The sequence below is a fragment of the Proteus sp. PR00224 genome (assembly GCF_016238105.1).
Classification (GTDB): Bacteria; Pseudomonadota; Gammaproteobacteria; order Enterobacterales; family Enterobacteriaceae; genus Proteus.
The window spans coordinates 213,049-228,485 of sequence record NZ_JAEHQU010000007.1; the positions used below are offsets into that span (position 1 = coordinate 213,049).

General features: G+C 39.6%; 12 protein-coding genes and 1 tRNA gene. 3 read left to right on the plus strand and 10 right to left on the minus strand.

Annotated elements, in window-relative coordinates; translation table 11 throughout:
- Window positions 1-54: 54 nt before the first annotated feature.
- The gene (gene rep / locus JEP71_RS13470; protein WP_196534380.1) at window positions 55-2,079 is read right to left on the minus strand and encodes a DNA helicase Rep; all 2,025 of its coding nucleotides are present in this window, start codon (window positions 2,077-2,079) and stop codon (window positions 55-57) included.
- Between the two features lie 614 nt (window positions 2,080-2,693).
- A complete protein-coding gene (gene ilvC / locus JEP71_RS13475) occupies window positions 2,694-4,169 on the minus strand; it encodes a ketol-acid reductoisomerase (protein WP_109372748.1) in 1,476 nt (491 codons plus the stop codon).
- A 170-nt stretch (window positions 4,170-4,339) separates the two neighbouring features.
- Here ilvC and ilvY point away from each other — a divergent pair, with 170 nt between their 5' ends.
- On the plus strand, window positions 4,340-5,227 hold the full coding sequence (gene ilvY, locus JEP71_RS13480) for an HTH-type transcriptional activator IlvY (RefSeq protein WP_198626377.1): 888 nt from the start codon (window positions 4,340-4,342) through the stop codon (window positions 5,225-5,227).
- Here ilvY and ilvA read toward each other — a convergent pair.
- From ilvA to ilvL, 6 genes are all read right to left on the minus strand, one after another.
- Complete coding sequence (ilvA, locus tag JEP71_RS13485) at window positions 5,213-6,787, minus strand: threonine ammonia-lyase, biosynthetic (RefSeq protein WP_198626378.1); 1,575 nt, start codon at window positions 6,785-6,787, stop codon at window positions 5,213-5,215. The two genes, ilvY and ilvA, sit on opposite strands and share 15 nt — an antisense overlap.
- 3 nt (window positions 6,788-6,790) lie before the next feature.
- Window positions 6,791-8,641, minus strand: a complete 1,851-nt coding sequence (gene ilvD, locus JEP71_RS13490; RefSeq protein WP_109372751.1) for a dihydroxy-acid dehydratase — start codon at window positions 8,639-8,641, stop codon at window positions 6,791-6,793.
- 72 nt (window positions 8,642-8,713) lie between these two features.
- Complete coding sequence (ilvE, locus tag JEP71_RS13495; protein ID WP_069369927.1) at window positions 8,714-9,640, minus strand: branched-chain-amino-acid transaminase; 927 nt, start codon at window positions 9,638-9,640, stop codon at window positions 8,714-8,716.
- 10 nt (window positions 9,641-9,650) lie between these two features.
- A complete protein-coding gene (gene ilvM / locus JEP71_RS13500) occupies window positions 9,651-9,926 on the minus strand; it encodes an acetolactate synthase 2 small subunit (protein WP_023583660.1) in 276 nt (91 codons plus the stop codon).
- Window positions 9,923-11,572, minus strand: a complete 1,650-nt coding sequence (ilvG, locus tag JEP71_RS13505; protein WP_198626379.1) for an acetolactate synthase 2 catalytic subunit — start codon at window positions 11,570-11,572, stop codon at window positions 9,923-9,925. Before ilvG ends, ilvM begins: the two co-directional genes overlap by 4 nt.
- A gap of 130 nt (window positions 11,573-11,702) precedes the next feature.
- Entirely contained in the window at window positions 11,703-11,804 is a 102-nt protein-coding gene (gene ilvL / locus JEP71_RS13510) for an ilv operon leader peptide (protein WP_071788577.1), read from the minus strand.
- A gap of 450 nt (window positions 11,805-12,254) precedes the next feature.
- Here ilvL and JEP71_RS13515 point away from each other — a divergent pair, with 450 nt between their 5' ends.
- Window positions 12,255-13,787 (plus strand): YifB family Mg chelatase-like AAA ATPase, encoded by a 1,533-nt coding sequence (locus JEP71_RS13515; protein WP_109372754.1) that lies wholly within the window; start codon window positions 12,255-12,257, stop codon window positions 13,785-13,787.
- A gap of 45 nt (window positions 13,788-13,832) precedes the next feature.
- On the opposite strand, the gene JEP71_RS13520 is transcribed toward JEP71_RS13515, so the two are convergent.
- On the minus strand, window positions 13,833-14,171 hold the full coding sequence (locus JEP71_RS13520) for a DUF413 domain-containing protein (RefSeq protein WP_036939631.1): 339 nt from the start codon (window positions 14,169-14,171) through the stop codon (window positions 13,833-13,835).
- 115 nt (window positions 14,172-14,286) lie between these two features.
- Between JEP71_RS13520 and hdfR the strand changes: the two genes are divergently transcribed.
- A complete protein-coding gene (gene hdfR / locus JEP71_RS13525) occupies window positions 14,287-15,108 on the plus strand; it encodes an HTH-type transcriptional regulator HdfR (RefSeq protein WP_198626380.1) in 822 nt (273 codons plus the stop codon).
- Between the two features lie 248 nt (window positions 15,109-15,356).
- On the opposite strand, the gene JEP71_RS13530 is transcribed toward hdfR, so the two are convergent.
- Window positions 15,357-15,432, minus strand: a tRNA-Trp gene (locus JEP71_RS13530).
- Window positions 15,433-15,437: the final 5 nt, after the last annotated feature.

Consider the following 15,437-nt stretch of genomic DNA (forward strand, 5'->3'; position numbering starts at 1 on the left):
AACCCCTTGGACATCAATATGCCAAGGGGTTAGTTTTATCGACAACTCTCTATGCTATTCAGGTTTATGCCTTGCCAACATAGCTCTTAATCCTGCAACACCTTTTTGCCCTTTCTCTTGTTTTTCCTCAGCACTTAACACTTTCTTTTTATTGGTATCCCAATTCAAATCATCTTGAGGTAATTCATAAAGAAAACGGCTCGGTTCAGGTTTGATTAATTCACCGTATTGGCGCCTTTCCTTACATAACGTAAACGTGAGTGTTTTTTGTGCTCGAGTAATGCCCACATAAGCAAGACGTCTTTCTTCGTCTACATTATCTTCATCAATACTGCTTTGGTGTGGCAATATGCCCTCTTCCATTCCCACTAAAAACACATGAGGGAACTCAAGACCTTTAGAGGCATGTAATGTCATTAACTGAACTTGATCTAACTCTTCTTCTGTTTCTCCTCGCTCCATCATATCGCGCAAGGTAAAACGATTAACGACTTGAGAAAGCGTCATCGGTTCATGCAATTCATCACCTTCAAGCATTTCACTCATCCATAAAAATAGCTGATTAATATTTTTCATCCTCATTTCAGCCGCTTTTGCGCTACTTGAGGTTTCATATAACCAACTTTCATAATCCATTTCATGCAATAAATCACGTACAGCTAACAGTGGTTCTCGCTCTGATTTTTGTACTATACGCGACATCCATTGCGAAAATGCTTGTAATGAATTCAAACCTCGACCTGTTAATGTTTGGCTTAGCCCCAAATCAAAACAGGCATTGTATAAGCTTTTATCTCGAACTTTTGCCCACTCACCTAATTTTTGAATTGTCATAGGGCCGATTTCACGACGAGGCTTATTCACAATACGTAAAAATGCCGCATCATCATCAGGATTAGTAATGACTCGTAAATAGGCAAGGATATCTTTTATCTCTTCTCGTGAAAAAAAGGAGGTTTCACCCGAAATACGATAAGGAATGCGATTTTGCATCAAGTATTTTTCAAAAATACGTGACTGGTGATTACCACGATAAAGTATCGCGTAATCCTTATAATTGGTTTTATTAATAAAGTGATGCGCAATTAATTCGCCCGCGACACGCTCTGCTTCGTGCTCTTCATTATTTGCCGTTAAAACACGAAGTTCATCACCATAACCTAACTCTGAAAATAAGCGTTTTTCAAAAACATGGGGATTATTTTCAATCAAGATATTGGCAGATTTTAAAATACGTCCCGAAGATCGATAATTTTGCTCAAGTTTAATGACATTAAGTTGAGGGAAATCTTTTTGTAACAACACTAAATTTTGAGGGCGAGCACCACGCCATGAATAAATAGATTGGTCATCATCGCCCACAACGGTAAAACGCGCTCTTTCACCCACCAACCATTTCACTAATTCATATTGGCTGGTATTGGTGTCTTGATATTCATCCACCAGCAAATAACGGATGCGTCTTTGCCAGCGCTCTCTCACTTCTTCATTCGTGCGCAATAACATAGTTGGTCGACTAATTAAGTCATCAAAATCGAGCACATTACAACTACGCAGATGTTGTTCATAACGTCGAAAACATTCGGCAAAAGTATGATCTTGTTGCGATCTCGCTATTCCTATTGCTTGCTCTGGCGTGAGCATGTCATTTTTCCAGTTAGAGATTTGGCTCTTTAACTGAGACAGCAAATCTTTATCTTCTTCTAATAAATCAGCCGTTAATTCTTTAAGTAATGCAGATTGGTCTTGATCATCAAACAATGAAAATTTAGCTTTAATACCTAGTGCTTTATATTCACGTTTAATAATTTCTAATCCCAAGGTATGGAACGTTGAGATCATTAATCCTTTCGCTTCTTGGCGACCTAAGGTTTGAGCAACACGCTCTTTCATTTCACGCGCGGCTTTATTAGTAAACGTAACCGCCGCAATCTGCTTTGCTGGGTATTGGCATTGACGAATAAGATGTGCAATTTTATTGGTAATAACCCGTGTTTTACCCGATCCCGCACCTGCCAAGACCAAACAAGGGCCTGACACATATTCCACTGCTTTTTGCTGACCGGGATTTAATCGCATACTTTTTCCAAACTTCATTAACCAAGAACATAACGGGGGATAATTGTAGCAGAAAGTGCATAGAAAGATGGTTCGGTTTTAGGATTTGGAGATCATTTTCGATAAGAAAATTAAATTTATATAGTTTAAACTTTGTATACTATTTCAACGAAATAGGAATATATTGCAGACATAAATCAATTTGAACATAACAAGATGAACAGAAAACAAAAAAATATTAATAAATACATAAAGAAGAATAAGTTTGAACCTAATCCAAAGACATTAATCACTTTTATAAAAACAGATAAAAATATTGATATTTTTCATATTGATGGCGCTAATAATTTATTCAAAAACTTAGATATTTAGACCAAAAAACAAAAAACCGTATTTCATTAAGAAACACGGTTTTCAACAAATTGAATCTTACGCTTATTTTTCTAAGCTATTTGCGAGAGAAGAAGGCGGCAAAGGAGGTTATCCCAAGGAGCATACATGAGTATGTGACTTGGGTAACCGAGTGTAGCCAACGCACTTATCGCGTAAAGGGCGACGAAAAATTAGTATGTGACTAGGATAACCGAGCATAGCCAACGCACTTATCGCGTAAAGAGCGACGAAAAATCGGAAAATTAGTTGCCTACAGCAATTTTCTTCATATCCGTCATATACCCGCGCAAGGTTTTACCTACGGCTTCAATTGGGTGCTGACGAATTGCTTCATTGATATCACGCAATTGCGCATTATCTGTTCCATTATCTTGAACTTTCTTCGCTAAATCGCCACTTTGCAATGTTGTCATAAATTCTTTCAACATCGGCACAACCGCAAATGAGAACAAATAGTTGCCGTATTCTGCCGTATCAGAGATAACCACATTCATTTCATACAAACGCTTACGAGCGATGGTATTCGCGATTAATGGTAACTCATGCAGTGATTCATAATAAGCTGACTCTGCAAAGATCCCTGCTTCAATCATGGTATCAAACGCTAATTCAACACCAGCTTTAACCATTGCAACCATTAATACACCGTGATCAAAGTACTCTTGCTCACTGATTTTACCCTCATATTCAGGGTAATTTTCAAATGCGCTTGCTCCAGTCTCTTCACGCCATGTCAGCAAGTTTTTATCATCATTTGCCCAATCTGCCATCATAGTTTCAGAGAATTTACCTGAAATGATATCATCCATATGTTTCGCAAACAGTGGAGCCATGATCTCTTTCAGTTGCTCTGATAATGCATATGCACGCATTTTCGCAGGGTTAGATAATCTGTCCATCATTAAGGTGATACCACCTTGTTTCAGTGCTTCTGTAATGGTTTCCCAACCAAACTGAATCAACTTACCTGCATAGCCTGGTTCAACACCATCGGCAACCATTTTGTCATAACATAACAATGAGCCTGCTTGTAACATACCGCACAGAATGGTTTGCTCACCCATTAAGTCAGATTTGACTTCAGCAACAAAAGAAGATTCTAAAACACCAGCGCGATGACCACCTGTTGCCGCTGCCCATGCTTTAGCAATAGCCATTCCTTCGCCTTTCGCATCATTTTCAGGGTGAACAGCAATCAGTGTTGGAACACCAAAACCACGCTTATATTCTTCGCGAACTTCTGTACCTGGGCATTTTGGTGCAACCATCACAACAGTGATGTCATCACGAATTTTTTCGCCAACTTCAACGATATTAAAACCATGAGAATAGCCTAATGCTGCACCTGATTTCATCAGTGGTTGAACAGCTTGAACAACAGCAGAGTGCTGTTTGTCTGGCGTTAAGTTAACCACTAAATCTGCCTGAGGGATCAACGCTTCATAGGTGCCAACTTCAAAGCCGTTTTCGGTCGCGCGACGCCATGATGCACGTTTCTCATCAATCGCTTCTTGGCGTAAGGCATACGCAATATTCAAACCTGAATCACGCATATTTAAACCTTGGTTAAGACCTTGAGCGCCACAACCAACGATAACGACTTTTTTGCCTTTCAGGTAATTTGCTTCATCAGCAAATTCTTCGCGTGACATAAAGCGACATTTACCTAATTGCGACAACTGCTGACGCAGATTCAATGTATTAAAATAATTTGCCATAGAAGACTCCAAAATCGTTGTGTATGTGTTTGCTGTTATTATCCTCACTCTCAGTGAGGTGTTGCATGACTTTACTATATGGGATGAAAGCCATTGCTTAAATTGATATATTTACAAGATAGTGTTGCAAAAAATGCAACGTACTTTTTTATCACAATGGGTGGCTGACAATGGATATTCGTGATCTCAAACTCTTCCTGCATTTAGCTGAAAGTTGCCACTTCACCAAGACAGCGCAGGCAATGCACGTCAGCCCTTCAACGCTCTCTCGTCAAATTCAACGCCTTGAAGAAAGCTTAGGTCATCCTCTGTTTTTACGTGATAACAGACAAGTGACTCTCACCGATGCTGGCGAGCAGTTAAAACGCTATGCTCAACAAACCTTATTGCAATATAAGCAACTTAAGCACACGTTAAATCAAAATAGCCCAAGCCTTTCTGGCGAATTACGCCTATTTTGTTCTGTAACAGCGGCTTACAGCCATTTACCCTCTATTCTTGATCGCTTTCGTGCTGAACACCCATTAGTTGAAATAAAACTCACCACAGGAGATGCAGCTGATGCAGTCGATAAAGTGCAATCTGATGAGGCCGATTTAGGTATTGCAGGAAAACCTGAAAAGCTTCCTGAAAATATCTGTTTTGAAAAAATAGGCGAAATTCCATTAGTACTGATTGCGCCCGCTCTGCCTTGTAATGTTCGTCATCTTGCAACACAAGAGAAACCCGATTGGCTCAATATTCCATTTATCATTCCTGAACATGGCCCATCGCGACAACGAATTGCATTATGGTTTAAGCGCCACCGTATCCATAATCCCTTAATTTATGCGACTGTTTCAGGGCATGAAGCGATTGTCTCAATGGTTGCGTTAGGTTGTGGTATCGCGCTTATTCCACAGGTCGTCGTTGATAATTGTCCAGAGCCTGTGCGTAATCGCATCTCTTCATTGGATAATATTTCAATGGTAGAACCTTTCGAATTAGGCGTTTGCGGATTACACAAACGCCTTCAAGAGCCTGTGATCAGTGCTTTTTGGCGATTACTCCACGACTAAGCTTGTCGTTTGTGGTGACAGAAATAGCTGAAAAGAAGGATTTCCTGTCTCATCATGATATTCATAGCCTAATGCATCTAAATGTCGCTCGAAACGCCCTTCTGTTTCGGGCAATTCAAATGCCACCAGCACTCGACCATAATCAGTACCATGACTGCGATAATGGAATAGTGTGATATTCCAATAAGTGCCTAACGTTTTTAAAAACTTCATTAAAGCACCCGGTGATTCTGGAAACTCGAAACTAAATAGACGCTCTTTAAGCGGCTTATTAGGACGACCACCGACCATATAACGCACATGCAGTTTTGCCATTTCATCGTCAGAAAGATCAGCAACTTGATAACCTGCAGTCGTAAGCTCCCGCAAAATTTCTTTACGCTCTATAAGTCCTTGACTTAAACGTACGCCCACGAAAATACGTGCATTTTCAGGATCAGCATCGCTATAACGATAATTAAATTCAGTGACCACACGTTGACCTAGGATTTGGCAAAAACGTAAAAAACTGCCTTTTTGCTCAGGAATAGTCACAGCGAATAGCGCTTCACGTTTTTCGCCTAGTTCACAGCGTTCAGAAACATAACGTAAGCCATGAAAATTCACATTTGCACCAGAAAGTATATGCGCTAGACGCTCACCTTTGATCTGGTGCTCTTCTACGTATTTTTTAAGCCCAGCTAATGCCAATGCGCCCGAAGGCTCAGCAATCGCACGCACATCTTCAAATAAATCTTTTACAGCAGCGCAAATTTCATCACTATCAACAGTAATCACATCATCGACATACTTCTGGCATAAACGAAAAGTTTCATCACCAATACGCTTAACGGCAACACCTTCTGCAAATAAGCCTACGCGAGCTAATTCAACAGGGTGTCCTGCCTTTAATGCTGCTTTTAAACATGCTGCATCTTCTGCTTCAACGCCGATAATTTTAATTTCTGGCATAAGCTGTTTGATTAATACAGCCACTCCAGCAATTAAACCTCCACCACCTACAGGTACGAAAATACGATCAAGATGAACATCTTGTTGCAATAATTCCATTGCTAATGTTGCCTGCCCTGCAATCACAGCGGGGTGATCAAAAGGCGGAACAAAGGTGTATCCCATCTCTTCAGATAGTGCGATAGCTTTCGCTTTTGCTTCATCAAAGTTGGCACCATAAAGCAATGCTTCTCCACCAAATTGGCGAACCGCATCGACTTTGATATCCGCTGTTGCCACTGGCATCACGATTAATGCCTTTACACCCATTCGATTCGCTGACAACGCAACGCCTTGGGCGTGGTTACCCGCCGAAGCAGTTACAACGCCTTTCGCTTTTTGCTCAGGAGTCAACCCTGCAATCATGGTGTAAGCACCACGTAATTTAAAACTATGAACAGGTTGTCTATCTTCACGCTTAACTAAAATCGTATTTTCTAAGCGTTCAGAGATTTTTGTCATCTCTTGAAGTGGCGTGACAATTGCCGCTTCATAAACAGGTGCGCTCAGCGCCGCTTTTAAATATTCAGCGCTACTTGGTGCTGAATTTAAAGGTCTAAAGGCAGCCATTTCTTAGCCCCCTAATTTAGATTTATCGCGCACAGCACCTTTATCAGCACTGGTTGCTAAAGAGGCGTAAGCACGTAAGGCAAAAGAGACTTGGCGCTGTCTGTCTTGTGGTGTCCACGCTTTATCACCACGAGCATTTTGTGCATCACGACGTGCAGATAACGTTTTATCATCTACCTTTAATGAGATCTCACGAGTTGGAATATTGATAGAGACAATATCACCTTCTTCCACTAAACCAATTACACCACCACTTGCTGCTTCAGGTGAAACATGCCCGATAGATAAGCCAGATGTTCCCCCAGAGAAACGTCCGTCAGTGATAAGTGCGCAAGCTTTACCTAATCCCATTGATTTTAAATATGAGGTTGGATACAGCATCTCTTGCATACCTGGCCCACCTTTAGGACCTTCATAGCGAATAATGACCACATCGCCTGCCACTACTTTTCCACCTAAGATGGCCTCAACAGCATCATCTTGGCTTTCATATACTTTTGCAGGACCGCTAAAAATCAAGTTATCTTCATCAACGCCCGCAGTTTTAACAATACAGCCATCTTCTGCTAAGTTACCTGATAACACGGCCAATCCACCATCTTGGCTATAAGCATGTTCTTTACTGCGGATACACCCGTTTTCACGATCGGTATCTAAGGTTGGCCAACGGCAATTTTGAGAGAATGCCTTCGTGGTACGAATACCCGCAGGACCTGCTTGGAACATCGATTTTACTTGCTCATCTTGCGTTAACATCACGTCATATTGCGCTAATGTTTCTGGCAAGCTTAGCCCTAAGATATTATCCACATTACGGTTAAGTAATCCGGCTCTGTCTAATTCACCTAAAATACCCATAACTCCACCTGCACGGTGAACATCTTCCATATGATATTTTTGTGTACTTGGTGCCACTTTACATAAATGAGGGACTTGGCGAGAAAGCCTGTCGATATCTTCCATGGTGAAGTCAACTTCACCTTCTTGTGCAGCAGCTAATAAATGCAGAACCGTATTTGTCGAGCCACCCATTGCAATATCTAAGATCATCGCATTTTCAAAGGCTTCTTTTTTAGCGATATTGCGCGGTAATGCGGACTCATCATCTTTTTCATAATAACGCTTGGTTAATTCAACAATTCGCTTACCTGCGTTGATAAACAGCGTTTCACGATCTGCGTGTGTTGCTAATAATGAGCCATTTCCGGGTTGAGATAATCCCAGAGCTTCGGTTAAACAGTTCATGGAGTTTGCGGTAAACATACCTGAACACGATCCGCAAGTCGGACAAGCAGATCGTTCAATTTGCTCACTATCCGCATCGCTAACATTGGGATTTGCTCCTTGGATCATGGCATCAACCAGATCCAATTTGATCAGTTGATCTGAAAGCTTCGTTTTACCTGCTTCCATAGGACCACCCGAAACAAAAATAACAGGAATATTTAAGCGTAAAGACGCCATTAACATTCCTGGGGTGATCTTGTCGCAGTTTGAGATACACACCATCGCATCAGCACAGTGCGCATTAACCATATATTCAACAGAGTCTGCGATAAGTTCACGCGATGGCAAAGAATAAAGCATGCCACCGTGCCCCATTGCGATACCGTCATCAACCGCAATAGTATTAAATTCTTTAGCGACACCACCAGCGGCTTCAATTTGCTCAGCAACCAGTTTTCCTAAATCCCGCAGATGCACATGACCCGGTACAAATTGCGTAAATGAGTTCACAACAGCGATAATGGGTTTACCAAAATCAGCATCAGTCATTCCCGTTGCGCGCCATAAGGCACGGGCTCCCGCCATATTACGACCGTGTGTCGTTGTCGCTGAACGGTATTTAGGCATTTTTCACACTCCTGCGATAAAGAAAGCGAGTAGGGAACGAGCTACCCGCTAAACAAATTTATTTGATTATGTTTATGAATTGATTGGATCTAACCAGCCGTATTTATCTTCTGTCTCACCTGTGAACAGACCAAAGAACGCCTTTTGAATTGCTTTGGTCACAGGGCCACAACGTCCAATACCGACTTGAATACCATCAACACTACGTACTGGGGTTATCTCTGCGGCTGTACCTGACATAAAGACTTCATCTGCAAGATAAAGTGATTCACGAGAAAGGACTTGTTCACGCACTTCATAACCGAGATCTTTTGCTAATTTGATAATGGCATCACGCGTGATCCCCGGCAGTGCTGATGAAGTAAATGGAGGTGTAAAAATAACACCGTCTTTTACTTCAAATAGGTTTTCACCTGCACCTTCTGATAAATAGCCATGCACATCTAATGCAATCCCTTCTTGATAACCATGACGGCGAGCTTCGCTTCCCACTAATAGTGAAGATAAATAGTTACCACCCGCTTTTGCTGCTGTTGGAATAGTATTTGGTGCAGCACGATGCCAAGAAGAAACCATTGCATCAATACCTTTATCTAACGCTTCTTCACCGAGGTAAGCTCCCCATGGAAATGCAGCAATGATCACATCTGTTTTATAACCAGCTGGTGGATTAACACCCATACCGACATCACCAATAAAAACTAATGGGCGAATATAAGCACTGACTAATTTATTTTTACGTAAGGTCTCACGACAGGCTTCCATTAACTCATCAACACTTTGCTCAACAGGCATACGATAAATTTTTGCTGAATCATGTAAACGTTGCATGTGTTCACGATGGCGAAAGACCACAGGGCCTTTATGAGAATCATAACAACGCACACCTTCAAACACAGAGGTTCCATAATGTAATGCATGAGACATAACATGAACCTTTGCCTCAGCCCAAGGAACCATTTCACCGTTAAACCAAATATAATCAGCTTGCTTTGTCATTCTTTTATCCTTACATGGCACTTAGTGCATTCATGAATCGTAATTTTTCTTTCTGTTGATGTGATACTTGAATACCTGCAACATCAGCTAATTTTGTTAACTGGCTGCACAGAAGTTCTAATGGCCGCTGACTACTCACCGTCAGGCTTAAATTGATATTATTACTTTCAGTGATATTCATATTCATTGAGCATATATGAAAACCACGATGACGAATAACTCTCAGGATACGTTCTAAGATCTCTGGACAAAAACGGGCTTCAATTGTGATATTGTGTTGGTTCATTTTGATTTCTCCATCATCTCATCATTACTTGCGCCCGGCGGGACTAAAGGCCAGACATTTTCTGCGTCATCGATAGATACCTGTAATAAGTAAGGACCATCGCTCTCTAATAAACATTTTATTGCATCAGCAACCTGTGCTTTTTCTGTGATGCGTTGCCCAGGGATATCAAAAGCTTTTGCCAAGGCAACAAAGTCTGGATTATCTGTTAAAATCGTTTCGCTATAACGTTGTTCAAAAAACAACTCTTGCCATTGACGAACCATACCAAGACGTTGGTTATCTAATAGCACCAATTTGATAGGTAATTGCTTACGCTTAATTGTGCCCAATTCCTGTACATTCATCATAAAAGAGCCATCACCAGACACACAGATAACACATGCATCAGGTCTAGCAATTTGAGCGCCCACTGCTGCTGGGATACCAAATCCCATGGTGCCTAAACCACTTGAGGTGATAAAGTTTTCAGGTGCATCAAATGTCATATGTTGTGCCGACCACATTTGATGTTGGCCTACATCTGTTGTCACAATCGTATTTTCAGGTTTCGCATCTGATAATTGTTTTAATAATAATGGGGCATAAATTGCGGAGCCTGGATGATCGTAACGCCACGCGTGTTCGGCTTTTAATTCTTGTATTTCTTGTTGCCAAGCAGCGATAGATAATGGCTGAGACAAAGCAGGTAACAACACTTTCGCATCACCTAATAACGCCACATGCGCTTGTTTCAATTTATTTAATTCTGCATGGTCGATATCGATATGGATAACCTTGGCATTAGGTGCAAAAGTATTTAATCGCCCAGTAACGCGATCATCAAAACGAGCACCAACAGCGATTAATAAATCACTACGCTGAACAGCATAATTTGCCGCTTTAGTGCCATGCATACCTAACATGCCTAAATAGTTAGCATCTAATGCATCGGCACAGCCTAACCCTTTTAAAGTGGAAACAACGGGCATTTCTGTTTGCTTCACAAATGCTCTTAACGTTTCCACTGCATTGCTCATGGCAACACCACCACCTACATACAAAATCGGTTTTTGTGCCTTCGCTAACATCTGCTTAGCTTGATTTAACTCTTGTGTTGGATAAGAAAATTCTTGCTCTTCTGGTAATTCATAGCTTGATAAATGAGAAGCATCCGCCAATTGAACATCTTTAGGAATATCAATTAAAACAGGGCCAGGGCGACCTTGAGATGCGATAGAGAATGCCTCTGATAACACTCTTGGTAATTCATCAACCGTCGAAACTAAAAAACTATGTTTCGTACACGCCAATGAAAGACCTAAAACGTCAATTTCTTGGAATGCATCAGTACCAATTAAATTGGAAGCAACTTGCCCAGTGATAGCAACAACAGGCACAGAATCTAACAATGCATCAGCAAGTCCAGTGATGACATTAGTAGCGCCTGGGCCTGATGTCGCGATACAAATACCTGTCGTACCCGTAGAGCGAGCAAAACCAATAGCAGCAATTGCAGCACCTTGTTCATGGCGACATAAAACATGTTCAACACCACCATCATAAAGGGCATCGTAAACAGGCATGATAGCACCGCCAGGATAACCAAAGACTGTTTCGACTTGATGTTTTCGTAATGCCTGTACTAACCACTGTGCTCCATTCATTCTTTCACCATGCCATCTTAACTTCTTGTTTAATTTGAATTTATTTTCTATTTAATCTTTTTTTCAAACTCAGGCTCAAAAAAAACCCCCGCGCCTTTCGGTGCGGGGGTTTTTAAGAGATCCGGCTAGTTTAGTTAGCCTTTCTTCGTCCTAGTGCAGCCCCGCACGGTGGGTTAATAATCACCACCACGCTGACAATAATTAGGCTAATCACTAGGACGATAGTATTCATAGTTTTATAACTTCTTTTCTTATTTAAAATGTATGTTTGTAATGTTGTGTTGTGTTTTCTTTCACTCTGTCCTTTTAGAGTTATCATGATATTTTAGAATTGACAATGTTTATTTTAAAAATAATTATAACATGATGAATTTTATATGTTTTTTATAGCGCAAACACCAATTAGAATATTCATCTATAAAATATTTATTTTTCAGTTATTAATACCAAGAAAGAACGCGTTATTTTGTTTTTTCTGCTATTGCATTTTATTATTCCAAGTTAAAAAACAATGATAATTTTCATTATATTTATATTAATTTATTAAATTAATTATTTAAAAAATTAATCATTATATTTCAATATGTTATATTATTTTCGAGATATCTCGCATTTATTTAACTCTTCATTTAACACAAAAGAAAAAATAATTTAAAAAGAAAAAAATAATGGAGAATAAAAAATGGCATTAGCAATAATATATACGCGTGCCTCTTTAGGAATATCAGCTCCGCTTATTACTATCGAGGCTCATATTAGTCAGGGATTACCTGGATTAACATTAGTTGGATTACCTGAAACTGTCGTAAAAGAAGCAAAAGATAGAGTAAGGAGTGCATTAATTAATAGCGGATATACTTATCCTGCAAAAAGAATAACGATTAATCTTTCACCTGCCGATTTACCCAAAGAAGGTGCGCGTTATGATTTACCTATTGCACTAGCAATACTCATTGCATCAGAACAATTAATATCAAATAAATTAGAGTGTTATGAGTTTATTGGAGAACTTGCACTTTCTGGAAAATTACAACGAGTTAATGCGGTTATTCCATCAATTCTTAGTGCATCAAAAGATCATCGAATATGTATTGTATCAACAGAACATCAAACTGAAGTTTCATTATTACCCAATAAATCGGCTTTATTAGCCTCTCATCTTTTAGAGATTTGTCATCATCTAGAAAATAATACGCCATTAATTGAAACAGAAAGTTTTATTATTAATGATGAAATTGAAAATCAAAATAATAAAGATATGAGCGATATAATTGGTCAAAATAATGCAAAAAGGGCAGCAGAAATCACAGCCGCAGGAAATCACAACATTTTATTTCTTGGGCCACCAGGAACAGGCAAAACAATGTTAGCGCAAAGAATAAGTACGCTTCTTCCGCCTTTAACTGCTAAAGAAGCACTTGATGTATTAATCATTAGTAGCTTAAGAGGAGTGACATTTGATGAAAGAAAGTGGCCTACAAGACCATTTAGAGCTCCACATCATACTTCCTCTGCTGTTGCTTTAACGGGAGGAGGCTCTCTTCCTAAACCTGGAGAAATTACATTAGCACATCACGGTATTTTATTTTTAGATGAATTACCAGAATTCGAGCGCCGAGTACTCGATGCATTACGTGAACCTCTAGATGCTAGGGAAATTACTATTTCACGCGCAAAAGCCAAAATAAGCTACCCTGCCAATGTATTATTGGTCGGTGCATTAAATCCAAGCCCAACAGGACATTATCAAGGTAATCACAACCGAGTACCAATAAAGCAAATCCTACGCTATTTAAGCAAGGTTTCTGGACCTTTTTTAGATAGGTTTGATTTATCTGTCGAAATGCCACTTCTTCCCCAAGGCGCGCTTATTCATCCTACATTTACTACAGAAAATAGTACGACAATTAGAGAACGTGTTCTAAAGGCAAGAGAAAGACAATTTGCACGATGTGGAAAAGTAAATACTTATTTAACTGGAAAAGAGATTGAATGCTATTGCTCATTGAATACCAGTGATGCAACTTTTCTTGAAGATACGCTTAATAAATTAGGATTATCGATACGAGCTTGGCATAAAATTTTAAGAGTATCGAGGACTATTGCAGATCTTGCAAATGAAGAGAAAATACAGAGAAATCATTTAATTGAAGCATTAAGCTTTCGTGCAATGGATAGATTAATGATCTATTTACAAAAACAACTAGATGGGTAATAAAAAGGAGCGAAAAAACGCTCCTTTTGACTAAAACTAATGATATTAATCATCAGAGTCGGTATAGTCATCAGATGGATCGAGCTGCGGCTTTCCACCCGATAATGTATGAAAACGTTTTGGACGACTTATACGACTCGTATATTTCTTCCAAATTTTTTCTTCAACCGTTGCTGCTTCTCGTTCGCCACGACACATGGCAACAAATAATTTTTCCGCTTCAGTTGTAGGCTCTCGTTTACCTAAATCAAGCTCGTTAAAGGCTTGACCATGACGTTCCAATATCTGGGATTCCTTGATAGTGAAATCGCCATGACGAGAAAAACCACGCGGATAATGTTTATTGTCAAAAAAACGATTAGTCGTGATAAAACTTTCTGCCATCTGACACACTCCTAATTCTCTATCATCATACTTATGGCGCGGAGTATTAGATAGTCATGCGGTTCTGTAAAACAAAATATTTAAATCGTAACGACAAATTTTTTTGGAGATATATGTGGATACCGAATTACTGAAAACCTTTTTGGAAGTCAGTAAGACTAGACACTTTGGGCGAGCCGCTGAATCTCTTTATTTAACTCAGTCTGCGGTTAGTTTTAGAATACGACAACTGGAAACACAATTAGGCACAAATCTATTTACTCGCCATCGTAATAATATTCGTCTAACTGTCGCAGGTGAAAGGCTGATCCCTTATGCTGAATCGTTAATGAATACATGGCTTCTCGCTAAAAAAGAGATTAGCCATGCTTCTCAACATTCAGAGCTATCAATTGGCGCCACAGCATCACTCTGGGAAGCATATCTGACATCTTGGTTGCAGGAATCTTATCTAGAAAGAGAAGAGCTCAGAATCGAATCTAGAGTCTCTACAAGGCAATCTCTTGTAAAACAACTTCATGCAAGAGAGCTCGATCTTCTTTTTACGACTGAAGCACCAAAGATGGATGAATTAGAAAGTAAAATTATTGGTGATATTACTTTTCAGTTGATGAAAATCGCATCAAATAAAACCGAAGAGATAGCACAATTTATCAAAATTGAATGGAGTGCTGATTTTCAGTCTTTTCTTTCTAATGGTGCAGTGCAAAAAATTGATCCTATTTTAACCACTAACTCCGCAATGATTGCTTATCAGTTAATGAAAACAACACAAGCAGTTGCATTTTTACCTACGCATTGGCTAGATCTCTATTCAGATCTAGCCCCTGCCTCAACAGAAATTATTCAAAAACCTTTATTTGCGGTTTGGCTAAATACGAGTGATCAACAAGTATTGATACAACAGCTATTAAAACAGCCAATAAATCATCAATAAAGCTTAAATCCACGCTATAGTTATTCATGATATTAACGAATCACTCTTGGGTTTAAGCTTCATCTCTAGAATTTTTATTACATATAACAGGGAATATTACTAATAGATATTGGTAAAAGAAGCTCATTGGCAGGTTAGTCGGTGGGAATTTAGTGCAGTAAGTATTGAGAATATATAGATAACAAAAAGCCCAGTTAATTAACTGGGCTACAAAGAAGTATAAATTTTGTTATTACTTAATTGGTAACTGGCAGGGGCGGAGAGGCTCGAACTCCCAACACCCGGTTTTGGAGACCGGTGCTCTACCAATTGAACTACGCCCCTAAATA